Origin of the sequence: Arthrobacter sp. NPDC090010, assembly GCF_044748305.1 — a bacterium.
Lineage (GTDB): Bacteria > Actinomycetota > Actinomycetes > Actinomycetales > Micrococcaceae > Arthrobacter_E.
Window position 1 is genome coordinate 1 of record NZ_JBIVFT010000008.1, and the last position, 22,193, is coordinate 22,193.

The following is a 22,193-nucleotide window of genomic DNA, read 5'->3' on the forward strand; positions in this document are numbered from 1 at the left end:
GAGTAGGACACCGCCGGACACAACCACCAGTGATGGCCCCGAGCAACGACGCCCGGGGCCACCACCATTTAAAACAACACAACAAACACACGGCACCGGACGGATGGCCCTCGGCGGCACCGGACGGCAGCGGGACAAAGCTGGGTGGGCATCCCGCCCTTGACGGCGACGCCCAACTAGGACGCGACGTCGTCGATGACTCCGCAGAGGGACAGGATCTGATCGACCACCTGAACCAGGGGAGCGGTGGCATCGACCGGAACGGCCCCCGGAGGAACCTCGGCCCTCGTGCTGTGCAATCGGAGGATGAGCTCACGCTCCGCGTGCCAGCCGCGTCCTCCCCATTCATCGTCACCGCGCTCATCGAGTCGTCGGTTCAAGGTCTCGATATCGATTTCCAGGACGAAGACCCCGTCGAACAGGCCGATGAATTCGCTCACATTGCGTGATCCACCGCAGAAGAAGGTCACAGCCTCACGCCGATCTGAGACGAGTGTCTTCACCTTGTCGAGCTGCCAGAGATGGTGATCGTGAGCGGCGGGACCGTGGACGCCCTCTACCGGCGAGCCTGTTTCCGGGTCTCCCTGGTAGGCGAGTTCCCGATCGCCGTGGACAGCATGGAATCCGCGCCGTGCCAGCTCTTCGCATACGGCGGTTTTCCCGGTTCCGGATCCGCCTTCGATGAGGAAGTTCTTCCTGCCCATAGTGAATGGTAGTCAGACGAAGCTGCGCGGGCGTTCACGACGAGTGGGCCTGCTCCGGATGGTCGTCCGGAGCAGGCCCACAGCGGTGTCTGCGGAGACCACTCAGGGGTACCGGTACCAGCCTTCGCCGGATTTGCGTCCGAGTTTTCCAGCCTGGACCAGGGCAGACACCTGGGGGTCGGGCGCGTCGTCCGGATTCCCTGTCTCTCCATAGGCTGCCTCGGAGATGAAGTTCACCACATCGAGCCCCACGAAGTCCATGAGCTCAAAGGGGCCCATGGGGTGGTTGAGCGCCGTCCGGGCAGTGGTGTCGATGTCCTCCATGGTCGCAACCCCGGCGGCCAGCAGCCCGAGTGCCTCTTTCTGCAGGGCACCCATGAGGCGATTCGCGATGAAACCGGGTACCTCTCGTCGGACCAGGACCGGCTTCTTGCCCAAAGATCGTGCCAGCTGAAGCACGGTCTCAACGGTGGCATCCGAGGTATTCGGGTTTCTGACCACCTCGACGCATTCCATGTGGAGCGCCGGATTGAAGAAGTGCATATTGCAGAGCAGCTCGGGACGTTCACTGGCCGCTGCCAGGTGGGAGGACGCCAGAGTGGAGGAATTGCTGGTGAGGATCGTGTGCGCCGGCGCCGCCATGCCCAGGCGCCTGAAGATGTCCTGCTTCACCTCCAGCCGCTCCGTGGCGGCTTCGATGACCAGATCGGCGTGCTGTGCGCCGTCGTCGAGATCGGCGACGAAGCTCAGGCGTGCGAAGGCGGCTTCCGAGTCCTCCTCACGGAGCCGGCCCTTTTCAACCATTCCGGCCAGTCGCGGGCGGAGCGCCTGAAGCGCTGCTTCGTACTGCTGAGGGGAGACGTCGAAGACCTCGGTGCGATAGCCCGCCAAGGCGCAGAGCATCGAGATCTGGGAGCCCATGGCCCCGGCGCCGACCACGAGAATGCGTTCGACAGGGCGTTCCGGGCCGGTCACGCGCGAGCCTTTCCGCCCTGCAGGTACACGGTGGTGGTGTGGGTGAAGAACTCCCGGGCGGCCTGCCCTTGCTCCTTCGGACCATAGCCGCTCTTCTTCGCGCCGCCGAAGGGAACATGCGGATCGGCGCCGGCCGACTCGGAGTTGACGTGCAGCACTCCTACGTCGAGCCCCTCGAGGCCCTCCAAGGCATGCGTGAGGTCCTGGGTGAAGAGTGCAGCGGACAGGCCGAACTCGGAATCGTTCGCGAGGGCGAAGGCATCTTCCACCGTCGCAGCGCGCCGGACCGTGAGCACGGGACCGAAGAGCTCGTCACGCCAGAGCGGACCATCCTCGTCGATCTCCACGAGTGTCGGGGCGACGAAGTGTCCGGTCTCCGGGACCCGGGCATCGGGTCCTCCGGCCAGGAGCCGAGCCCCGGCATCGATCGCAGCCCGGGCCGCGCCCTGAATGCTCTTGCGCGCCCCGTCCGAGATGACCGGTCCGAGGTCGACCCCATCCTCCAGCGGATCACCGGTATGCAAGGCTGCCACCCGCGCTGCCAGGCGCTCCAGGAAGGCATCTGCGATCTGTTCCTGGATGATGAGCCGCGAGGTGGCGGTGCACTTCTGGCCGCTGGACCGGAAGGCGCCGAGCAGGACCTGCTCCAGGGCGAGATCCTGATCGGCATCGGACAGGACGACCGCAGCGTTCTTGCCGCCCATCTCCGCCTGGACCGGTACGCCGCGAGCCGCGGCCTTGGCTGCGAGTGAGCGTCCGACGGCGGTGGAGCCGGTGAAGCTCAGACCGTCGACCTCCGGATGGTCGACCAGTATGTCGCCCAGGGCGCCCGGGCCGATCACCAGGTTGAGCACTCCATCGGGCAGTCCGCCTTCCTGCAGGGCCTGTGCGAGCCGGAAGGCGAGCAGCGGGACCGTACTGGCGGGCTTCCACACCACGGTGTTGCCGTGTACGAGCGCCGGAGCGATCTTCCAGGCGGGGATGGCGATGGGGAAGTTGAAGGGGGTCACGATGCCGACGACGCCGAGCGGCTTCCGGGTGACCAGGATCTGTTCCCCGGCGCGCGGCGAGTGGTGGACGGTTCCCGCCTCGCGTTCGCCTTCCGCCGCCTGGTACCGCAACACCTGGGCGGCCCGGAGGACCTCTCCTCTGCCTTCGGGAAGGGTCTTGCCTTCTTCCAGGGACAGTTCGGCGCCCCAGGCATCCGCGTTGGCCTCGATGACGGCGGCCGCGCGGAGCAGTACGGCTCCTCGACTCTGTGCGGGAGTGGCCGCCCATGCCGCGGCCGCGCGGCGTGCGGCCGCAACGGCCTGCTCAAGCTGTTCCGGGCCCGCCTGCCTGCCGTGTGCGACGACGAAACCGGGTCGGGTGGGGCTGCTGCTCTCCAGGGGCGCGCCCGTTCCCGGCAGCCAGACGCCGTCGATGTGGTTCTTCAGTTCAATGCTGCTCATGACGTCCTCAGCGGAAGGCGGCTACGCCGGTGATGTGGTTTCCGAGGACCAGGGTGTGGACCTCGTCCGTGCCCTCATAGGTGCGCACGGATTCCAGATTGTTGGCGTGCCGGAGCGGGGAGTACTCCAGGGTGATCCCGTTGCCGCCCAGCACGGTGCGGGCGTCGCGGCAGATCTGGATCGCTTCACGGCAGTTGTTGAGTTTGCCCACGGAGATCTGGTGGGGTGCGAGCTTGCCGGCGTCCTTGAGCCGGCCCAGCTGGGTGGCCAGCAGCAGGCCCTTGTTGATCTCCAGGGCCATATTGACCAGCTTCTCCTGGGTCAGCTGATAGCCGGCGAGCGGCTTGCCGAACTGCAGGCGCTGCTGAGAGTACTCCAGTGCGGCGAAGTAGCTGTCCCGGGCCGCGCCCATGGCGCCCCAGGCGATACCGTAGCGGGCCTCGTTGAGGCATTCGAAGGGGCCACGCAGGCCTTTGGCGCCGGGCAGCAGAGCGGTCGCCGGGAGCCGGAGTTCGGTGAGTTCGATGTCGCACTGGATGGAAGCGCGCATGGAGAGCTTCGGTTCGATCGGGGTGGCCGTGAAGCCTGGAGTGCCGGTCGGCACGATGAAGCCTCGGACGCCGTCGTCGGTCATGGCCCAGATGATGGCGATCTGTGCGATTGAGGCCAAGCCGATCCAGCGTTTGGAGCCGTTGATGACCCATTCCTCGCCCTCACGGCGCGCGAAGGTCTGCATGCTTCCCGGATCGGAGCCCGCGGTCGGTTCGGTGAGACCGAAGCAGCCGATGACCTCGCCGGAAGCCATCCGGGGGAGGTACTCGTTTTTCTGCTCCTCGCTGCCGTGCTTGTGGATCGCGCTCATGGCCAGGGAACCCTGCACACTGACGAAGGTGCGGAGTCCGGAGTCCCCGGCTTCCAGTTCTAGCGCGGCGAGCCCGTATTCGACGGCACTGCGTCCGGGACATCCGTAGCCCTTCAGATGCATGCCGAGCAGGCCCAGCTGGGCCATCTCCGGAACGATCTCGACGGGGAAGACGGCGTCCTCGTACCAACGTGCGATGTTGGGGCGGATCCTCCGGTCCACGAACTCGCGAACGGTGTCACGGAAGGCCAATTCCTCCGTTGAGTAGAGGGAGTCGAGGTCGACCAGGTCGTAGATGCTCACAGTTTCTCCGATGGGTGTGACGGCGGTCATAGGGATCACGGTACTGAGCCGGGAACCGGCCTTCATTGGATGTTTTGTCTCAGATACAGTGATTCCTGGTCATACTGACCATTCAGAGATCCGGACGCCGGAGGAGACGCCATGATCAGCCTGGCCCAGGTGCAGCACCACGTGGGGGACGGTCTTCGGACGGTCCATGGCAAGCCGCCGAGGGCGCTCAGCATCACCGGTGTGCACATCTCCGAACTTGACGACCCCACCCCCTACCTGGAAGGCGGTGAGCTTCTGCTCACCACCGGGATTCCGGTCCGTGGATCCGTCGAGCGCACCCGAGGCTATCTCCGCCGGCTGGCCGGGCGAGGCGTCGCCGCACTGGGACTCGGGCTGGGCGCAGGCCTTGACCGTGTGCCGGACGATTTGCAGCAGACGTGCGAGGAGTACGGCGTCGAATTGCTTCTCGTGCCGGACGGAGTTCCGTTCATGGACATCTCACGGGCCTATTGGGATCTGGTCGCGAAGCTCGGGCAGTCTGATCTGGTGGCCAGCCTGGGGACCCAGACTGCGCTGGCGCGTGCTGCGACCCGGACAGACGCCCTCAACTCGGTGGTCAAGGCGCTGGCGCAAGCACTGGGCGGCTGGGCAGCCTATCTTCCGGCCGACGGCGGTCTCGCGACGCATTGGCCTCCCAGCGCCTCGCCGTTGCTGCCGCAACTGCGGCAGGAGACCGCTCGGCTGAACATGAGCGGTCTGCACTCCGCGGCCACTTTCCAGGTCCACGGAGCCGACGTCGTCGAGCATCCCGTCCTGGTCGGCCAGCGGATGGTCGGTGTACTGGCCATCGGGGCGGGCCGAACTCTGACCCGGGCGGACCGTCAGATCATTCAGACCGTCTGCATGCTCCTTTCGCTGAAGGCCCAGCAAGCCCAGGAGGCTGAGGAACGCTCCGAGTTGCTGCAGGCAGCGGTGGCCAGGCTCGTGCTGAGCGGGCACCTGGAGGCGGCCCAATTGCTGGCGCAGGATCTCGGATTGTCCCTGCCTGCCGCCCGAGTCCGTCTCGTCCTGCTGGCAGGACTCCCGGAGGGTCTGGGGCATCGGGAGGTCGAGGCCCGGCTCGCCACCCTGCGAGGCGCCGAGAGGCTTACGGGGACCGTGGTCTCGCGCTGCAGAGACGGCGTCGTCGACGTGCTCTTTCTCGATCCCGAACGGTCGGCTGAGGTGCCGCGGACGACGCCGGAGCGTGGCTCCGATGCGGTTGCCGCAGCGACGCAGGACATCGGAGGGGCGGGCGGTCTCGCCGTCGGTGCGCGTGGCGTCCTCGGCCCCGCGGTGCCCCTCGGGCAGCTGCCCGAACAGCTTGCACAGCTAAGAGTGTTCCTCGATGCGGTGCCGGACGGCGAGATCCGGATGCCTCCGGTGAACCCGCTGGATCCGCAGGCCTCGGTGTGGGTCCAGGCTTTGCGGGAACATGACCGTGCGGACCTTCTCGGCACGGTCCGTGCCTACCTTCGCCACCGGGGCCATTGGGAGTCCGCGGCTCGCGAGCTCGGGATTCACCGGAACTCTTTGCGCCACCGGATGTCCGTGGCGACCCGTCTCATGGAGGTGGACCCGGACGACCCGGACGTGGCGGCGAATCTCTGGCTGGCCCTGCGAAGGCCGTGAGATTCAGTCCTGGGTGCGATCGGAGAGCCAAGCGCGGAGGACGTTCGTGTGCTCGCCGAGGGTGGGAGGAGCGTCGGCCCGGACAGGGAACGCGGGCGTCCAGCTGACCGGATGACGCATCTGACGGCCCGTCACGGTTCCGGCAGTGTCGCGGACTTCGATGGTCGGCCCAAGGCCGAGCTCCTCGGCGTAGGCGACACCTTGGTCGATGGTTGAGACCTGGCCGGCGGGAACACCGGCCTCAACCAGGGCGTCCTGCCATCGCCTGGCGGTGTCGCGGGACAATGCCTCCTCGAGGAGAGCCGTCAGCTCCAGCCGGTGGTGGACGCGATCCGGATTCGTCAGGAACCGGGAATCCGTGGCGAGCCCGGGCACGCCGAGTGCCCGCACCAGCCGGGCGAACTGCCCGTCGTTGCCGCATGCGATGGCCAGGGGTCCGTCTGAGCATTGCAGCAGTTGATAGGGGGCGATGGAGGGGTGATCGTTGCCCAGCCGGCCGGGGACCACTCCGGCCCCCAGGTAGGCCTGCCCCTGGTTCACGAGGGCGCCCTGAAGGCTCGAGAGCAGATTGACCTCCAGATGACTGCCGCGCCCGTGCTGCTGCCGGGCCTGGAGGGCAGCCAGGATGCCGATGGTGGCGTCTTTCGCGGTGAGCACGTCCACGAGGGCCACCCCGGCCTTCATGGCTGGCCCGTCGGCATCGCCGGTGATGCTCATCAGGCCCCCCAGCGCCTGGACCACGAAGTCGTAACCCATCAGACCGGCCCCGCCCGCGCTGCCGAAGCCCGTGATCGAGGCGTAGACCAGGCCGGGGTTGCCGGAGGCCAGGGTCTCGTAGCCGAGGCCGAGGCGGGCCATACCGCCGGGTTTGAAGTTCTCCACCAGCACATCGGCCCGTCGCGCTAGCTCGTGTGCCAGTTCCAGGTCTCCGGCGTCGTTGAGGTCCAGGCACAGCGACTGCTTGTTCCGGTTCACGCCCTCGAAGTAGGTCGATCCGGTGGGGGAGAAGGGCGGTCCCCAGCTCCGGGTGTCGTCACCGCTGCCCGGACGTTCGACCTTGATGACGGTGGCGCCGAGATCGGCCAGGGTCATGGTGGCCAGGGGGCCCGCCAGGATGCGGGAGAAGTCCGCGACCAGAACGCCCTCGAGGGGGCGTTGAGCGGGGGAGCCGGTCATGGTGTTCCTTCCGGTCGGGCGGTCCGCACGAAGGACGCCAGGTGTGATGAATCACACCCTAGGCCGAGGCGTCCGGACCGCCCGTGGTCGAAATGGCCAAAGCTGGGTCAGGGTGCCCAAAGAACCCCGGGAATCCGGGCCTGAAGGAAATTTTTGAACGTCATTCATAAAAAATCCTTCCATCGCAGATGATTGAGCGCTATCGTCTCAATGTGGCGTAGAGCACACTTGCTGGAAATCTGGCATTCCACTCTTCATCACACGATTGAACGAACTCGGGGACGGGGCGGAGAAACCCCGCCAGTGCCACCGGAAGAGTTCAGATCTTCTCGTGGCGCCCCTCGGGGCGCCCGCCTCCCCACCAGAAAGACCCCCGCATGTCCCAGAGCACTCCCCGCCTCAAGCGTTCGCTAGGCCTGTGGTCCATCGTCGGTCTCGGCGTCGGCTACATGACGCTGACCACCGTCTTCGACACCTTCGGCATCGTCTCGGAAGAAACGGGCGGCGTCGTCCCCACGGCCTATGTCGTGGCCTTGATCGCCTTGTTGTTCACTGCCATCAGCTATGGACGTATGACCCGCGTCTTCCCTTCCTCGGGTTCTGCCTTCACATACACCTCGGAGACGATCCATCCCAACCTCGGCTTCCTGGTCGGCTGGACGTCCCTCATGGACTACCTGCTTCTGCCGCTGGTCAACGCTCTGATCGTCCGCACCTACCTGACATCGCTCTTCCCGGACGTGCCGGAATGGATCTGGGTAGTGGCCTATGTCGCCCTCATCACTTTGCTGAATCTCTGGAGCATGACGAGCACCTCACGGATCAACGGGATTCTGGTGGTTTTCTCCACGGCGCTGATCCTCGTCTTCCTCGTGCTCACCTGGAACTCCCTGCAGAACGGTCTCGGCACCGGGACGATCTTCACCACCCAGCCCTTCTTCCACGACGGCGTGGACAGTGCCGCGGTGATCTCCGGTGCGACAGTGGTGTGTTTCTCCTTCATCGGCTTCGACGCCATCACCATGTACTCGGAGGAGGCGAAGGACGCCAACACCGTGCCGCGGGCCATCGTCCTCGCGCTGATGATCGGCGGACTGGTGTTCTTCCTCGCGGCCTGGTTCAGCCAGTCGGCATTCCCCACCGTGGAGGGCTTCCAGAACACGGATGAGTCGTTGCTGCCGCAGATGGCACTCAAGGTCGGTGGACAGTTCTTCCAGATCCTCTTCACCGCGGCGTCGTTCGCTGCGGCTGTGGCATCCAGCCTGTCCTCCCATGCCTCGGTGTCCCGCATGATCTACGTGATGGGCCGGAACGGTAAGGGCATCTTCTCCCGCTTCTTCTCCTACATCCATCCGAAGACCCACACGCCGTTCAATGCGATCCTCTTCGTCGGCGCGGTATCCCTGCTCGCGATCCCGCTGTCCTTGGACTTCGTCGCTTCGATGATCAACTTCGGCGCGCTGATCGCCTTCACCTGCGTGAACATCACCGTGGTGGTGTACTTCGTGCTGCGGAAGAAGGAAGTCCAGGGCGTGGCGAAGATCGTGAAGAACATCGTCCTTCCGGTCATCGGAATGATCCTCACCGGCGTCCTGTGGTACTTCCTCGCCGACGACGCCCGTATCTACGGGGCTATCTGGCTCGGCGTCGGCGTTGTGGTTCTGCTCGTCATCACCCGGTTCTTCCGCCAGCCGTTGACTGTCCGGATGGAAGACGAGGAGATCGCGGAAGTGGCTGCGCAGGAGAGCGCGCACCAGAGCTCCTGATCCACAGAAGGCAATCCCGAAGGGCCGGTGGCTGATGCCACCGGCCCTTCGGCATTCACCGCATGGGTGACGCCGCCCACAGGGCCAGGGTCGCCTAGAATGGAGGGGATTGTGCCGGGGCTGCACCCCGGGGAAAACCAATAGAGGCGAAGAGCTTGGAGAGCGCACCCCGCTGCTCGGCTCGCACGAGGAGGAATCCACCATGGCAGAGCACGACGGCGGACGGCGAAGCGGCCGGAACTTCGGCCCGCAGGGCAACCGCAAGCCGTTCGGGGAGCGGAGCTCCCGCGACGGCGAACGTCGGGGTGGATTCGAGCGCAAGCCGTTCGGTGATCGTCCCCAGCGCGATGGCGAGCGTCGTCCCTATGGTGATCGCCCGCAGCGCGATGGCGAGGGTCGTGGCTCCTATGGTGAGCGGAAGCCGTTCAACCGTGATGGTGAGCGCCGTCCCTACGGTGATCGCCCGCAGCGCGATGGCGAGCGCCGTTCCTATGGCGATCGGAAGCCTTTCGGCGACCGTCCCCAGCGTGAGGGTTTCGGGCGGGACGACAGGCATCGGGACGACCGTGGTTCTTTCGGTGAGCGTCGTCCCTATGGCGATCGTCCCCAGCGCGATGGTGAGGGTCGTGGCTCCTATGGTGAGCGGAAGCCGTTCAACCGTGATGGTGAGCGCCGTCCCTACGGTGATCGCCCGCGGCGTGACGGTGAGGGTCGTGGCTCCTATGGTGAGCGGAAGCCGTTCAACCGTGATGGTGAGCGCCGTCCCTACGGTGATCGCCCGCGGCGTGATGGCGAGGGTCGTGGCTCCTATGGTGAGCGGAAGCCGTTCAACCGTGATGGTGAGCGCCGTCCCTACGGCGACCGTCCGCAGCGTGACGGTGAGCGTCGCTCCTATGGCGACCGTCCCCAGCGTGGTGGGTTCAGCGGTGAGCGCGATGACCGCCGTCGTGATGACCGTGGTTCCTTCGGCGAGCGCCGTCCTTACGGCGACCGCAAGCCGTTCAACCGTGACGGTGAGCGCCGTCCCTATGGGGACCGCCCGCAGCGTGATGGTTTCGGCCGTGATGACCGCCGTCGTGACGGCGAGCGTCGTTGGGAGGACCGCGGACCCCGGCGCCAGGACGGCGACCGCCGGAACGGCCCGCGTGAGACCTCTCGTGATTCCGAGGGGCGCTACATCAACCCGGGAGACCTGCGTGCCTCCAACCGCCCGGATCGGGAGAAGTCCCCGGACATCGATGAGGACGTCACGGGTCGTGAGCTGGACCGGGGAACCCAGCAGGAGCTGAGGACTCTGGAGAGCCGCAACGGCATGTTCGTCGCCCAGCACCTCGTGATGGCCGGCCGTTACCTCGAGGAAGACGCCGAACTCGCGTACCAGCATGCGCTCGCGGCCAGCCGCCGCGCCGGTCGCCTGGCCGCCGTCCGCGAGGCGGTGGCGTTGACCGCTTACACGGCAGGACACTACGCGGAGGCTCTCAGCGAGTTCCGTACCTTCCGCCGGATCTCCGGCTCCAATATCCACTTGCCGCTCATGGCGGACGCGGAACGCGGTCTGGGCCGCCCGGACAAGGCGCTTGAACTCGCCCGGAGCGAGGAAGCCCAGGACCTGGACGCCCCCAGCAAGGTGGAACTCGCCATCGTCGCTGCAGGAGCCCAGGCCGACAAGGGTGACCTCGAGGCCGCCGTGGCCGAACTGGAGATCCCGCAGCTGGACATCAACCGGGCCTTCTCCTACAGCCCGCGCCTGTTCCTCGCGTACGCGGATGCCCTGAACGCCGTCGGTCGTGAAGAAGAGGCCTCCCGCTGGTCCCGTCAGGCCCTGGTGGCCGAGGAAGCCCTCGGAGTCGGACAGTTCGCCGAGCCGGAGATCTTCGACCTGGTGGGCGACGACGAAGAGGAGGATCGTCGCGCTGAGGAGTCCTCGGAGCGAGACGCCCACGCTGAGCAGGGAGAAGGCGCTCAGGGAGAGGGTGAGCAGGAAGACCTGGACGACGACGCCGACGAGGCTGAGTCCGAGGGCACCGGGATCGATGACGAAGACGATCTTCACGAGACCGAGGTGAAGCCCGAGGAGGGCGACGCCGAGGCTCGTGCCGCGGGCGAAGGCCAGGACGACTGACCATGGCATTGCTGGTGGACGGCTACGACGCGATCCTCTCCGATCTCGACGGTGTGGTGTACGCCGGGCCGTCCGCCATCCCGGGGGCCGTCGAGGCCCTCGGCGCCCTGGGCGGTCATGGCGTCGGTCTCGCCTACGTGACCAACAACGCCTCGCGTTCGCCTGAGCAGGTCGCCGAACATCTGCGGGAGCTCGGTGCACCCGCCACCGCTGAGCAGGTGGTGACGTCGCCGCAGGCGGCGTCACGGCTGCTGGCCGAGCGGCTGCCGCAGGGCGCCCGTGTGCTCATCACGGGCAGCGATGCCCTGGCCTCTGAAGTCGAGGCGGCGGGCCTGGAACCCGTCCGTTCGGCAACGGACGCCCCGGTGGCCGTCGTCCAGGGCTTCGACCCGGGTCTCGGCTGGAAGGATCTGGCCGAAGCCTCCTACGCGGTCGCCACCGGGATCCTCTGGGTGGCGACCAATACGGATCTCTCCATTCCCCAGGCCCGGGGCATCGCCCCGGGCAACGGCACGCTGGTCGCCGCGGTGCGGGCCGCGACAGGAGCTGAGCCGGTGGTGGCCGGCAAGCCGGAGCCACCGCTGTTCCACGCGGCAGCCGCCCGTTTGGGGGCATCAAGGCCTGCGGTGCTGGGGGACCGCCTGGACACCGACATCCTCGGCGGCAACAGGTCCGGCTATTCCACGATTCTGGTTCTGACAGGTGTCAACAGTGCGGAGGACGCCCTGCGGGCTGTGACCCTCGAACGGCCCAGCCGCATCATCGCCACCCTGGACGGCCTGTACCAGCCGTATCAGGAGCCCCGGCTCCGTGAGGGCGTCTGGGAGTGCGGCTCGGCCCGTGCATGGGTCGACGGCGACACGCTGACCATCACGGGCGAGGAGGACTCGCTCGACGGCTGGCGCGCCGCCTGTGCTGCCTGGTGGTCCGCCGTGCCCGAGGCCCAGGAAGCAACGAATCCCACCATTCGCTGGTCCTGAGTTCGTCCGCCCGTCCTGAGTTCAAGAGTGGCGCCCGCCATGCCGTTCCAGGTGCCCACTACGATGGGAACATGGACGTCGACGCAGCCTCATCGGGAACAGACCCGGCCGTGAACTCGGTACTGGAGACCCTCGCCGCGCTCCAGGACGCCCCGCTCGAAGAACACCCGGCAGGCCTGGAGAACGTCCACGACGCCCTCAGCAAGCTGCTGGACGGTCCGGTGGTCCCAGGGATCCAGCCACGATGAGTCGTCTGGATCAGGAACTGGCACGCCGTGGGCTCGCGCGTTCCCGCACCGAGGCCGCCAAGCTCATCGCAGCGGGCCTCGTGAGCAGCGCCGGGACGGTGCTTTCGAAGCCCTCCACCGTCATCGAGGAGACCGCGGAACTCTCCGTCGCAGAGTCCTCCCTCACCGAATACGTCTCGCGGGCCGGTCACAAGCTGCGCGGCGCGCTGGATGCGTTCCCCGCGGTGCAGGTGAGCGGACGCAGATGCCTTGACGCGGGAGCCTCCACGGGTGGTTTCACCGAGGTCCTGCTGCGCGCCGGCGCCCGGGAGGTCGCCGCCGTCGACGTCGGGCACGGGCAATTGGTGCAGAAGCTCCGGGACGATCCCCGGGTGCAGGTGTTCGAAGGCACGAACGTCCGGTACCTCAAGGCATCCGACATTGGGGGAGAGGCCTCCCTGACGGTGGCGGATCTCTCCTTCATCTCCCTGACGCTCGTCATGGCGTCGCTGGCCGACTGCACCGAAAAGGGCGGGGAACTGGTGCTGATGGTCAAGCCGCAGTTCGAGGTGGGCCGCGAGCGGCTCTCCCGGACCGGAGTGGTGGTCAGCGACGAACAGCGCAGGGAAGCCGTCAGCCGGGTGGCACGCAGTGCGCTCGATGCCGGACTCGCTCTCCGGGGGCTGGCCGAGAGCCCGCTGCGCGGACAGGACGGAAATCACGAGTACTTCCTCTGGCTGGCGCGTCCGCGCGAGCCGGAGAACGCCGTCGTCGCCGATGGCCGAACTGCCGTCGACGGACTGCTGAAGAACGTCTGGCCGAGATCGGAGGAGCACGCATGAGCCGCAGGATCCTTGTCTTCGCCCACACGGGCCGGGAAGAGTCGCTGAAAGCCGCCCGGGAAGCGTGCATGGAGCTGCGCGACAGCGGCCTGGTCCCGGTCATGGACCCCGCCGAACGGGCCGATATGGCTCTGTATTTCGGCGAACGGGATGAGCCCACCGAAGTGCTGGGCGAAGACTGTGAACTGGGAGACATCGAACTCGGCGTGGTGCTCGGCGGCGACGGCACGATCCTGCGTGCCGCGGAGATGGTCCGGGAGACGGCGATCCCGCTTCTGGGCGTGAACCTGGGCCACGTGGGCTTCCTGGCGGAGAGCGAGCGTGCCGACCTGAAGGATACGGTCCGGTGGATCGCCCGCAAGGACTACGTGGTCGAGGAACGCATGACCATCGACATCCAGGTCTGGGTCAAGGGCCAGCGGATCTGGCACACCTGGGCCCTCAACGAGGTCTCCCTGGAGAAGGGCAACCGGGAGCGCATGCTCGAGGTGGTCATGGAGGTCGACGAGCGTCCGCTGACCGCCTTCGGCTGTGACGGTGTGGTGATGGCCACGCCCACCGGGTCCACGGCATACGCCTTCTCGGCCGGAGGCCCGGTGGTGTGGCCGGAGGTGGAAGCTTTGCTCATGGTCCCCATCAGCGCCCACGCCCTGTTCGCCAAGCCGCTCGTCGTCTCGCCGCATTCCCGGCTCGCCGTGGAGGTGCTGACCCGGACGGATGCCCACGGGGTCCTCTGGTGCGACGGACGCCGCTCCATCGAACTGCCGCCCGGGGCCCGTATCGAAGTGACCCGCTCGTCCCGGCCGGTGCTGCTGGCCAGGACCCATGAGACGCCGTTCTCCGCCCGCCTGGTGAGCAAATTCGAGTTGCCCACCACAGGCTGGCGCGGTCCGGAGCACCAGGCCCGGACGGCTCCGACCGGTCCGGTCCCTGTCATCACGCAGCCCAAGTTCAGCACCACCCCGTTGCCCAGCCCGAAACACCTGTGAGCAAGGCGCCCGCCGTGTTCCAGGGAAAGCGAGACGAAAGCACAGCATGATCGAAGAAATCCGCATCAGGGACCTCGGCGTCATCTCCGAGGCCCGTTTGCCGCTCGGCCCCGGGTTCAGCGTGGTGACCGGCGAGACCGGCGCCGGCAAGACCATGGTGGTCACCGCTGTCGGGCTGCTGCTGGGCTCGCGGGCCGACGCCGGTGCCGTGCGAGTGGGGGCCAAAGCCGCCAGCGTGGAGGCGACGGCTCTTCTGCCGGAAGGGCATGCGGCGCTGGAACGGGCCGAGGAGGCGGGCGCCGAGACCGACGACGGCGACGCCGGACGGGAGCTTCTGCTGGCCCGCAGCGTCAGCATGGAGGGCCGCTCGCGAGCCTACCTGGGAGGGCGTTCCGCCCCGGTCGGAGCTTTGGCGGAGGTGGGGGAGCGGCTGCTCGTGATCCACGGCCAGACCGATCAGATCAGGCTCAAGAGCTCGGCAGCGCAGCGGGAGGCTCTGGACAAGTTCGGGGGTGAGACCGTGGCCGCGGCCTTGGAGGAGTACCGGGAGTGCTATTCCCAGTACCGTGCCGCCGAACGTGAGCTGGCCGAACTGACGGCCGCTGAACGGGAGCGGCTGCGGGAGGCGGAGTCCCTGCGGAGCGCGCTGGAGGAGATCGACGCCGTCGAGCCCGAAGAGGGCGAGGACGAACGCCTCAAGGCCGAGTCCGTGAAGCTCGCGCATGTGGAGCAGCTCCGGATCGCCGCCGGGACGGCGCAGGCGGCCCTGAGTGGCGACGACTATGCGGAGACGGGCGACGCCCTGCAGCTGCTCTCCGGCGCTCATCGTTCCCTTGAGCAGGTGTCTCAGCACGACGACGCGCTGGCGGCGCTCGCCTCCCGGGTGGCGGAGGCGACCGTGATCCTGGAGGACATCTCCACGGAACTGGCACACTACGCGGCCGGGCTGGAGACCGAGGGGCCGGAACATCTGGCAGCCCTGGAAGAACGGCGTGCCGAACTGGCGAAACTCGTGAGAAAGTACGCCCCGAGCATCGACGAGGTGCTGAGCTGGGCTGAGGAGTCCCGTCGTCGTCTGGATGAGCTGCAGGGCGACTCGGAACGGATCGAAGGACTGCAGACCACGGTGGCTGCCCGCCAGGACGAACTCACGACGCTGGCGGGGCGGTTGCACGATGCACGCAGCACAGCCGCCGTGGAGCTCGCAGAGCGGGTCAGCGCAGAACTCGCCGCCCTGGCGATGCCGGACGCGCGGCTGCAGGTGAACGTCGAACAAGCTCCGGAACCGGGCCCGCACGGCGCCGATCAGATCTCCATCCTCCTGCAGCCCCATGCCGGCGCGCCGGCCCGGCCGGTGGGCAAGGGGGCCTCCGGGGGTGAGCTGTCCCGGGTGATGCTCGCCATCGAGGTGGTGCTCGCGGAGGTGGACCCCGTGCCGACGTTCGTCTTCGATGAAGTGGATGCCGGCGTCGGTGGCCGGGCCGCCGTCGAGATCGGCCGCCGTCTGGCCATGCTGGCCCGGCACGTCCAAGTGTTGGTCGTCACGCATCTTCCGCAGGTGGCGGCGTTTGCGGACCGGCACGTCCGGGTCATCAAGAACAGTGTGCGGGGCGCCGACGGCGGCCTCGACAGTGGTTTCACCTCGAGCGATGTGGAAGTGCTCGACGGCGACGCCCGAGTGGTGGAACTGGCGCGCATGCTCGCGGGCCAGGAGGAATCAGAGTCGGCGCGTGCCCACGCGCAGGAACTATTGGACGACGCGCGACGATTCGCCGCCTCGCCCATGGCTTGAGAAAGGCAAAGAGTGATAGGCTTGAATTCCGTGGTGCAGCGATCGAATTCCCGTGTAAATTCCCGTTTCCAGGACTCCGGCAAGGTCACGAAGCAGATTTTCGTGACCGGCGGCGTGGCCTCCTCCCTCGGTAAGGGTCTGACGGCTTCAAGCCTCGGCCATCTGCTGCGAGCTCGCGGACTCTCCGTGACGATGCAGAAGCTCGACCCGTATCTCAATGTGGATCCGGGAACGATGAATCCCTTCCAGCATGGTGAGGTGTTCGTCACGGACGACGGCGCCGAGACCGATCTGGACATCGGTCACTACGAGCGCTTCCTCGATGAGAACCTCGACGGTTCCGCCAATGTGACCACCGGCCAGGTGTACTCGACCGTGATCGCCAAGGAGCGCCGTGGCGAATACCTCGGTGACACGGTCCAGGTGATCCCGCACATCACGGATGAGATCAAGCGCCGCATGCGTCTGCCCTCCGTGCCCAAGGACGCCCCTGACGTCATCATCACCGAGATCGGCGGCACCGTCGGTGACATCGAGTCCCAGCCGTTCCTCGAGGCTGCCCGCCAGGTGCGCCAGGACGTGGGACGCGGCAACGTGTTCTTCCTCCACGTCTCCCTGGTCCCGTACATCGGCCCCTCCCAGGAACTGAAGACCAAGCCGACGCAGCACTCCGTGGCCGCCCTGCGGTCCATCGGCATCCAGCCGGAGGCGATCGTGATCCGTTCGGACCGCGAGGTTCCCGATGCGATGCGCGAGAAGATCGGCCGCATGTGCGACGTCGACAGCGACGCCGTCGTCAACGCCGCCGATGCCCCCAGCATCTACGACATCCCGAAGACCCTGCACGCCCAGGGCCTGGACTCCTACATCGTCCGCGCCCTCGACCTGCCCTTCAAGGACGTGGACTGGAGCAAGTGGGACAGCCTGCTGGAGGTCGTCCACAACCCCAAGCATGAGGTTGAGGTCGCTCTGGTCGGCAAGTACATCGATCTGCCGGACGCGTACCTTTCCGTCACTGAGGCTCTGCGTGCCGGTGGTTTCGCGAACGACGCCAAGGTCAAGATCCGCTGGGTCCCTTCGGATACCTGCGAGACCGAGGCCGGTGCGAAGAAGGCCCTGGCCGGCGTTGACGCCATCTGCGTTCCGGGTGGTTTCGGCATCCGCGGTCTGGAAGGCAAGCTCGGTGCGCTGAAGTTCGCCCGTGAGTCCGGTCTGCCGGCTCTGGGCCTGTGCCTCGGCCTCCAGTGCATGGTGATCGAGTACGCCCGCAACGTCGTGGGCCTGGAGGGTGCTTCGTCTTCCGAGTTCGAGCCGAACTCCAAATACCCGGTGATCGCCACCATGGAAGAGCAGATCGACATCGTCGACGGCAAGGGCGATCTGGGCGGCACCATGCGCCTGGGCCTCTACCCGGCGGTCCTCGCCGAAGGTTCCGTCGTGGCGGAGACCTACGGGGCCACCGAGGTCGGCGAGCGCCACCGTCACCGTTACGAGGTCAACAACAAGTTCCGCCCGCAGATCGCCGACGCCGGCCTCGTCTTCTCCGGGACCTCCCCGGACGGCAAGCTGGTCGAATTCGTCGAGCTTCCCCGCGAGGTGCACCCGTACTACGTGGCCACTCAGGCCCACCCCGAGCTGAGCTCGCGTCCGACGCGCCCCCACCCGCTGTTCGCGGGCCTGGTGCAGGCCGCGCTCACGCACGCCGGGCACATCGATGCCTTGGAGCCGGCAGCCAAGTAGCCTCGACGCGAAAGGCGGCACCGTCACCGACGGTGCCGCCTTTCGCGGTTTAATGCTGACGAGAGCTTGTTAATCTAACGACTGGAGTAATAGGCTTTGGAGCATGGCAACTGCATCGACCACCTCACCCCGGCCTGCGATTCCGGCCGGCCGTGATCTGACTCTGGACCTTGCGCGCGTCGCGTGCGTGCTGGTCGTCGTCTTCGTCCACCTGGTCCTGGTGGGCGTGGGCCGTTCGCCGGACGGTTCCATCCTGATCGCCAGTCCCGTGACCGAGACCCGATGGGTGGCTCCGGCCTCCTGGATCGCCGAGATCATGCCGCTCTTCTTCGTGGTCGGCGGGTTCGCCGCCAGGACCGGCTGGGCCTCGGCGCAGCGCCGGGGCGAGGACGCGGGCCGGTTCATCCGCTCGCGACTGGCCAGGCTCGCCCGCCCGGCCCTGCCGCTCTTCGCCTTCCTCGCCGTGGCGCTGCTCGTGGTGAAACTGATCGGCGTCGACCCTGCCCTCGTGACCGCCGTCGAGGTGCCGGTGGGCTCCGTGCTCTGGTTCCTCGGTGCCTACATGCTCGTCCAGGCACTGGCTCCGTGGATGATCCGCTGGCATGAGAGGTCGCCGTGGCTCGCATTGGGCGTCCTCCTGGCCGCGGCGTTCGCGGTGGACATCGTCAGGCTCGTGGTGGGCATCTGGACCCTGGGGCTCGGAAGGATCGCCCCAGAGGGATACGGCGTGGGCGACGAACTCTTCGGGTTGCCGAACATCGCGTTCGTCTGGCTCTTCGCTCAGCAGCTCGGCTTCTGCCTCAAGGACGGCTGGTTCGATCGCTTGAGCCGCTGGTGGCTTCTCGGGGTGATCGCTATCGGGTTCGCCGTCATCGGAGCCCTCGTCACCTTCGGTTCGTACTCGACCAGCATGCTCACGAATCAGTGGCCACCCACCGCACCGCTGGCGGTGCTGGCCCCGATCCAGGCCGCAGCCTTCACCCTCCTGCGTCCCCTGCTCGCAGTCCTCATGCGCCGTCCCGCGCTGCAGGCAGTGGTGTTCCTCGCGGGATCCCGTCTCATGACGATCTATCTCTGGCACGTCACCGCCATCGTCGCGTTGACCGGAGTCCAATTGCTGCTCCCGCTGCCCATGCCGGTTCCCGGATCGGCTTCGTGGTGGCTCACCCGCCCGCTCCTGATGATCGCCGTCTTCGCCGTCGTCTGGGTCATCTCCCTCGGGACGGTGCGCCTCGAACGCCCGCGTCCTGAGCCAGAGGGGAGTCGGGTGGGCCCTGCGGCGACCGTTGCCGCCGTCGCGCTCTTCATCCTGCCCTCCGTCGCGATCTCCGCCTACGGCCTGGATCTGCCACTGGCGCTCATCGCGACCGCGTGCACCATCCTCGCCCTGCTGCTCACCACTCCTCGGGGCACCGGACAGCTCGCGCGCCCTGCCAGGATCTCCGGCGCGGCGGGCTGACTCTTTCGCGAGATGACCAGGCCGGGTCAATGGCGGCGTCCTTTCCCGGACGCCGCTATTGTCGTTAAAGGCCGTGCACACCCGGCGAACGAAGGAGAGTCATGAGCCAGTCACCCGGCGCTGAGCAGCGGGAACCAACGGACGAGCTGCTTGAGGATGCTTTCCACCCGCGTCCCCTGAAGAACCGCCGTACCGCTTTCGAAGGCCGGGTCTGGAATGTCGTCTCGGACACTGTCAGCCTCGACGACGAGGGGCACAGCATGGTGCGCGACTACGTGGATCACACGGGGGCGGTCGCCGTCATCCCGGTCGACGACGACGGCAGGATCATGGTCCTCAAGCAGTACCGCCACCCGGTGGGAATGGACCTCTGGGAGATCCCCGCGGGCCTCCTCGATGTGGACGGCGAGGGACCGCAGCCCGCCGCCGCACGGGAACTCGCCGAGGAAGCCGACCTGGAAGCAGCCGACTGGCACGTCCTGGTCGACTTCTTCAACTCGCCCGGGGGTTCATCCGAGGCCCTCAGGGTTTTCGTCGCCACCGGTCTGAGCCCGGTGCCGGAGGCCGAGCGCCACGTGCGGACCGATGAGGAGGCCGAGTTCGAGTACGCCTGGGTCACGCTTCAGGAGCTCGTCACCGCGATCCTGGAAGGCCGGATCCACAATGTCTCCACCGTGGTCGGCATCCTGGCACTCAACGCCGCGGTGCAGCGCGCCGGTGGGGAACTGAACGGGGCGGCGCTCGACGCCGCCGGCTTGCGCCCGGCGGATGCCCCGTGGCCGGCGCACCCGCGGTTCCGATGAGTTCTGCGCACGGCCGGACGGGGGACTCCGGCACCGCGCCGCCCACCGCCGTCGAACGCGGTATCCGGCAGTATCTTCAGCACCTCGCCGTGGAACGCGGATTGGCGCGCAACACCCTGCAGTCCTACGAGCGTGATCTTGGACGTTACGCGCGCTTTCTTGCCGCTGCCGGGATCGGAGAGCCCCAGGAGGTGGGGCGGGCGCAGGTCAGCGCCTTCGCACAGGCGTTGCACGACGGCGCGGACGGAGGTTCGGTGCTGGGGGTCCGCTCGGCGGCGCGGACGATCGTCGCAGTCCGGGGACTGCACAAATTCTGGGCGCTGGAAGGCGTCACGCCGAGCGATCCGGCGCACGAGGTGCGGCCTCCGATGCCCGGCAAACGACTGCCCAAGGCCATCCCTTTCTCCGAGGTGGAACGCATTCTGCAGGCCGTCCCCACTGATACGCCCGCCGGCCTGCGGGACGCGGCACTGCTCGAGTTCCTGTATTCCACGGGTGCCCGCATCAGTGAAGCGGTGGGTCTGGACGTCGACGATCTGGCCCTCGTGCAGGAGGACGGCGACGGGCCCGCGCTGGTGCGGCTGTTCGGCAAGGGATCGAAGGAGCGGATCGTGCCTCTGGGCAGCTACGCGGCCCGCGCCCTGGAGGCCTATCTGGTGCGAGGCCGGCCGGGGCTGTCCGCGAAAGGCAAGGGCACGCCGGCCCTTTTCCTCAATGTCCGAGGAGGCCGGATCAGCAGGCAGAGCGCCTGGGCGATCCTGAAGGCGGCGGCGGAGCGTGCCGGGATCCAACGGGACATCTCGCCCCACACTCTGAGGCATTCCTTCGCCACGCATCTGCTGGAAGGCGGCGCCGACGTCCGTGTGGTCCAGGAGCTCCTGGGCCACGCTTCCGTCACCACCACCCAGATCTACACCCTGGTCACCGCCGACACTTTGCGTGAGGTCTATGCGGCGGCCCATCCCCGGGCGCTGGGCTGAGCTGAGCGGCACTCCTTCGCGAAACGCCAGTTGAGCACAGTCCGTGGCAACGGAACTGTGCTCAACTGGCGTCTCGCGGTCAGGAAAAGTGCTTACTCCGTGTCTCCCGGACCGTACTCCGTGGCCGGTGCTCGTCTGAAAGGAACAGGGAAGCCGTTGTAGATCACCCCGTTCTCATAGTGGTGTCCCACTTCCTCGGCGTAGACCTCGGCCTCATCGGCTGTAGCAAAGACACCAAGGATGTTGTGTGCTGGGTCAGGGTCATCATTTCGGACGATCCACACCTCGGAATCGACAGAATTCCTGTCACTCGTTGACAATACGTTCGTTTGGTCTTTACTCTCTCGTTTTATGAAGCGAAAATTACTCATAACTGCTACTGTAATCGCTTTGTTGGCGGGGCTGGGAGTGAGCCCTTCTAACGCCGTTCCGCAGGCGCCGGATGCGCCTGTGGACGCTCCGGTCTACAGCGCTTCCGTTTTGGCTCCCGGTCCCGACGACCTCACATGGTCCCAGTTCAAGGAGTCGGAGAAGAATGCAACAGGAGAGTTCAGCGCCCCCGCTCTGGGGACGATGAGCGCGTCTGTTCCGATCAAGGGGCCGATGGGCTTCAAGTGCAGTATCTTCACCGGGGATGTTTACAAGCGGACCTCCGGTTGGAAATATCCCCATGGCACTGTCGGCGCTCACCCTAGGACAACGTGTGGAACTCCGATGATCAGCATCAGCCAGTCCACTGAGATGTATAAGGAAGTGTGGTGGGGGCTTCAGAAGGTCGGTGGGCCGTGGAACAGCTTTAACCAGGGTGTCGCCTCGTTGACTCAGACAAGCCCGGAGGTGATCTGTGCCGATCTGCGATACACCACCTTCAAGATGTTTGTCCGTAGTACGGGCAAGTTCCCTAACGGGGCCATGGGCTCTGCCAGTGTGTGGGAAAAATCCAAGCCTGAGAAGTGTGGTACGAACCCGTGATCGAACGGGCATTTGTCGCACCGTCCGCGACTCCTAACGGTAGGGTCGGAAAGAGGGGGTCGAGAAGGCTCCGTTGGCACATGTGACAAATATTCTCAGGCTGATCGTCAATAATTGTCAGGCGCTCTGGTAGTGTCCTAGCCATGACAAATAGTGAACCGCGAGAAGCGCCGACAGAGTGGGTTGGTCTCCGGGAGCTGGCGCTCGAGCTAGGAGTCTCCAACCCGTCCGTAGTCGGAAGTGAACTCCAGAATCTCGGGCTCCGCGAAGGCAAGAGCCCGACGGGCCGCGCCTATGAGCTCGAGGCTGCAATTGACGTGCATGGCACAGGACGAGACTCCGGTATCCCCTACGTGTCACACAAGTGGAATCGTAGAGTAGTGGTTCC

19 protein-coding genes are annotated in these 22,193 nt (G+C 66.6%); 13 read left to right on the forward strand and 6 right to left on the reverse strand.

The features are described 5' to 3' along the window. Positions 1-176 precede the first annotated feature (176 nt). The 4 genes from ACIPXZ_RS12435 to ACIPXZ_RS12450 form a co-directional block, all read right to left on the reverse strand. A complete protein-coding gene (locus ACIPXZ_RS12435; protein ID WP_400594599.1) occupies positions 177-704 on the reverse strand; it encodes an AAA family ATPase in 528 nt (175 codons plus the stop codon). A gap of 102 nt (positions 705-806) precedes the next feature. Beyond that, entirely contained in the window at positions 807-1,679 is an 873-nt protein-coding gene (locus ACIPXZ_RS12440; RefSeq protein ID WP_400594602.1) for a 3-hydroxyacyl-CoA dehydrogenase family protein, read from the reverse strand. After that, complete coding sequence (locus ACIPXZ_RS12445; RefSeq protein ID WP_400594605.1) at positions 1,676-3,130, reverse strand: aldehyde dehydrogenase family protein; 1,455 nt, start codon at positions 3,128-3,130, stop codon at positions 1,676-1,678. The genes ACIPXZ_RS12440 and ACIPXZ_RS12445 overlap by 4 nt, the downstream gene beginning before the upstream one ends. A gap of 7 nt (positions 3,131-3,137) precedes the next feature. Then, positions 3,138-4,325, reverse strand: a complete 1,188-nt coding sequence (locus ACIPXZ_RS12450) for an acyl-CoA dehydrogenase family protein (protein WP_400594608.1) — start codon at positions 4,323-4,325, stop codon at positions 3,138-3,140. Between the two features lie 111 nt (positions 4,326-4,436). Between ACIPXZ_RS12450 and ACIPXZ_RS12455 the strand changes: the two genes are divergently transcribed. Beyond that, on the forward strand, positions 4,437-5,957 hold the full coding sequence (locus ACIPXZ_RS12455) for a PucR family transcriptional regulator (RefSeq protein WP_400594611.1): 1,521 nt from the start codon (positions 4,437-4,439) through the stop codon (positions 5,955-5,957). A gap of 3 nt (positions 5,958-5,960) precedes the next feature. Here ACIPXZ_RS12455 and ACIPXZ_RS12460 read toward each other — a convergent pair whose 3' ends face one another. Then, positions 5,961-7,133, reverse strand: coding sequence for a CaiB/BaiF CoA transferase family protein (locus ACIPXZ_RS12460; protein ID WP_400594614.1), 1,173 nt, complete (start codon positions 7,131-7,133; stop codon positions 5,961-5,963). A gap of 377 nt (positions 7,134-7,510) precedes the next feature. Between ACIPXZ_RS12460 and ACIPXZ_RS12465 the strand changes: the two genes are divergently transcribed. After that, positions 7,511-8,899: an APC family permease gene (locus tag ACIPXZ_RS12465; RefSeq protein WP_400594617.1), complete on the forward strand. Its 1,389-nt coding sequence runs from the start codon at positions 7,511-7,513 to the stop codon at positions 8,897-8,899. Between the two features lie 94 nt (positions 8,900-8,993). Here ACIPXZ_RS12465 and ACIPXZ_RS12470 read toward each other — a convergent pair whose 3' ends face one another. Beyond that, the gene (locus ACIPXZ_RS12470; protein WP_400594620.1) at positions 8,994-10,229 is read right to left on the reverse strand and encodes a hypothetical protein; all 1,236 of its coding nucleotides are present in this window, start codon (positions 10,227-10,229) and stop codon (positions 8,994-8,996) included. Here ACIPXZ_RS12470 and ACIPXZ_RS12475 point away from each other — a divergent pair. The 11 genes from ACIPXZ_RS12475 to ACIPXZ_RS12525 all read left to right on the forward strand — a co-directional run bounded on the left by ACIPXZ_RS12475 (position 10,212) and on the right by ACIPXZ_RS12525 (position 21,805). Further along, positions 10,212-11,021, forward strand: a complete 810-nt coding sequence (locus ACIPXZ_RS12475) for a hypothetical protein (protein ID WP_400594623.1) — start codon at positions 10,212-10,214, stop codon at positions 11,019-11,021. The genes ACIPXZ_RS12470 and ACIPXZ_RS12475 overlap by 18 nt on opposite strands. Further along, a complete protein-coding gene (locus ACIPXZ_RS12480) occupies positions 11,018-12,001 on the forward strand; it encodes an HAD-IIA family hydrolase (protein WP_400595039.1) in 984 nt (327 codons plus the stop codon). Before ACIPXZ_RS12475 ends, ACIPXZ_RS12480 begins: the two co-directional genes overlap by 4 nt. A 71-nt stretch (positions 12,002-12,072) precedes the next feature. Beyond that, a complete protein-coding gene (locus ACIPXZ_RS12485; protein ID WP_400594626.1) occupies positions 12,073-12,249 on the forward strand; it encodes a hypothetical protein in 177 nt (58 codons plus the stop codon). Then, entirely contained in the window at positions 12,246-13,070 is an 825-nt protein-coding gene (locus ACIPXZ_RS12490) for a TlyA family RNA methyltransferase (RefSeq protein ID WP_400594629.1), read from the forward strand. The genes ACIPXZ_RS12485 and ACIPXZ_RS12490 overlap by 4 nt, the downstream gene beginning before the upstream one ends. Next, complete coding sequence (locus ACIPXZ_RS12495) at positions 13,067-14,059, forward strand: NAD kinase (protein WP_400594632.1); 993 nt, start codon at positions 13,067-13,069, stop codon at positions 14,057-14,059. The genes ACIPXZ_RS12490 and ACIPXZ_RS12495 overlap by 4 nt, the downstream gene beginning before the upstream one ends. A gap of 46 nt (positions 14,060-14,105) precedes the next feature. Next, positions 14,106-15,851 carry a DNA repair protein RecN gene (gene recN, locus ACIPXZ_RS12500; protein WP_400594635.1) on the forward strand — a complete coding sequence of 582 codons (1,746 nt, stop codon included), beginning with the start codon at positions 14,106-14,108 and terminating at the stop codon, positions 15,849-15,851. Positions 15,852-15,863: 12 nt separating this feature from the next. After that, positions 15,864-17,591, forward strand: coding sequence for a CTP synthase (locus ACIPXZ_RS12505; protein ID WP_400594638.1), 1,728 nt, complete (start codon positions 15,864-15,866; stop codon positions 17,589-17,591). Between the two features lie 103 nt (positions 17,592-17,694). Beyond that, complete coding sequence (locus ACIPXZ_RS12510; protein WP_400594641.1) at positions 17,695-19,050, forward strand: acyltransferase; 1,356 nt, start codon at positions 17,695-17,697, stop codon at positions 19,048-19,050. 101 nt (positions 19,051-19,151) lie between these two features. Then, complete coding sequence (locus ACIPXZ_RS12515) at positions 19,152-19,853, forward strand: NUDIX domain-containing protein (RefSeq protein ID WP_400594644.1); 702 nt, start codon at positions 19,152-19,154, stop codon at positions 19,851-19,853. After that, positions 19,850-20,833 carry a site-specific tyrosine recombinase XerD gene (gene xerD / locus ACIPXZ_RS12520; RefSeq protein ID WP_400595041.1) on the forward strand — a complete coding sequence of 328 codons (984 nt, stop codon included), beginning with the start codon at positions 19,850-19,852 and terminating at the stop codon, positions 20,831-20,833. Before ACIPXZ_RS12515 ends, xerD begins: the two co-directional genes overlap by 4 nt. 714 nt (positions 20,834-21,547) lie before the next feature. After that, positions 21,548-21,805, forward strand: coding sequence for a hypothetical protein (locus tag ACIPXZ_RS12525; protein WP_400594646.1), 258 nt, complete (start codon positions 21,548-21,550; stop codon positions 21,803-21,805). The last annotated feature ends 388 nt before the right edge of the window (positions 21,806-22,193 follow it).

Bases quoted from the DNA above. Each gene is read 5' to 3' on its own strand.
- recN (WP_400594635.1), top strand. From the start codon at position 14,106: ATGATCGAAGAAATCCGCATCAGGGACCTCGGCGTCATCTCCGAGGCC.
- ACIPXZ_RS12525 (WP_400594646.1), top strand. From the start codon at position 21,548: ATGATCAGCATCAGCCAGTCCACTGAGATGTATAAGGAAGTGTGGTGG.
- ACIPXZ_RS12435 (WP_400594599.1), bottom strand. From the start codon at position 704: ATGGGCAGGAAGAACTTCCTCATCGAAGGCGGATCCGGAACCGGGAAA.
- ACIPXZ_RS12515 (WP_400594644.1), top strand. From the start codon at position 19,152: ATGAGCCAGTCACCCGGCGCTGAGCAGCGGGAACCAACGGACGAGCTG.
- ACIPXZ_RS12460 (WP_400594614.1), bottom strand. From the start codon at position 7,133: ATGACCGGCTCCCCCGCTCAACGCCCCCTCGAGGGCGTTCTGGTCGCG.
- ACIPXZ_RS12490 (WP_400594629.1), top strand. From the start codon at position 12,246: ATGAGTCGTCTGGATCAGGAACTGGCACGCCGTGGGCTCGCGCGTTCC.
- ACIPXZ_RS12475 (WP_400594623.1), top strand. From the start codon at position 10,212: ATGTTCGTCGCCCAGCACCTCGTGATGGCCGGCCGTTACCTCGAGGAA.
- ACIPXZ_RS12445 (WP_400594605.1), bottom strand. From the start codon at position 3,130: ATGAGCAGCATTGAACTGAAGAACCACATCGACGGCGTCTGGCTGCCG.
- ACIPXZ_RS12485 (WP_400594626.1), top strand. From the start codon at position 12,073: ATGGACGTCGACGCAGCCTCATCGGGAACAGACCCGGCCGTGAACTCG.
- xerD (WP_400595041.1), top strand. From the start codon at position 19,850: ATGAGTTCTGCGCACGGCCGGACGGGGGACTCCGGCACCGCGCCGCCC.
- ACIPXZ_RS12465 (WP_400594617.1), top strand. From the start codon at position 7,511: ATGTCCCAGAGCACTCCCCGCCTCAAGCGTTCGCTAGGCCTGTGGTCC.
- ACIPXZ_RS12510 (WP_400594641.1), top strand. From the start codon at position 17,695: ATGGCAACTGCATCGACCACCTCACCCCGGCCTGCGATTCCGGCCGGC.
- ACIPXZ_RS12450 (WP_400594608.1), bottom strand. From the start codon at position 4,325: ATGACCGCCGTCACACCCATCGGAGAAACTGTGAGCATCTACGACCTG.
- ACIPXZ_RS12455 (WP_400594611.1), top strand. From the start codon at position 4,437: ATGATCAGCCTGGCCCAGGTGCAGCACCACGTGGGGGACGGTCTTCGG.
- ACIPXZ_RS12495 (WP_400594632.1), top strand. From the start codon at position 13,067: ATGAGCCGCAGGATCCTTGTCTTCGCCCACACGGGCCGGGAAGAGTCG.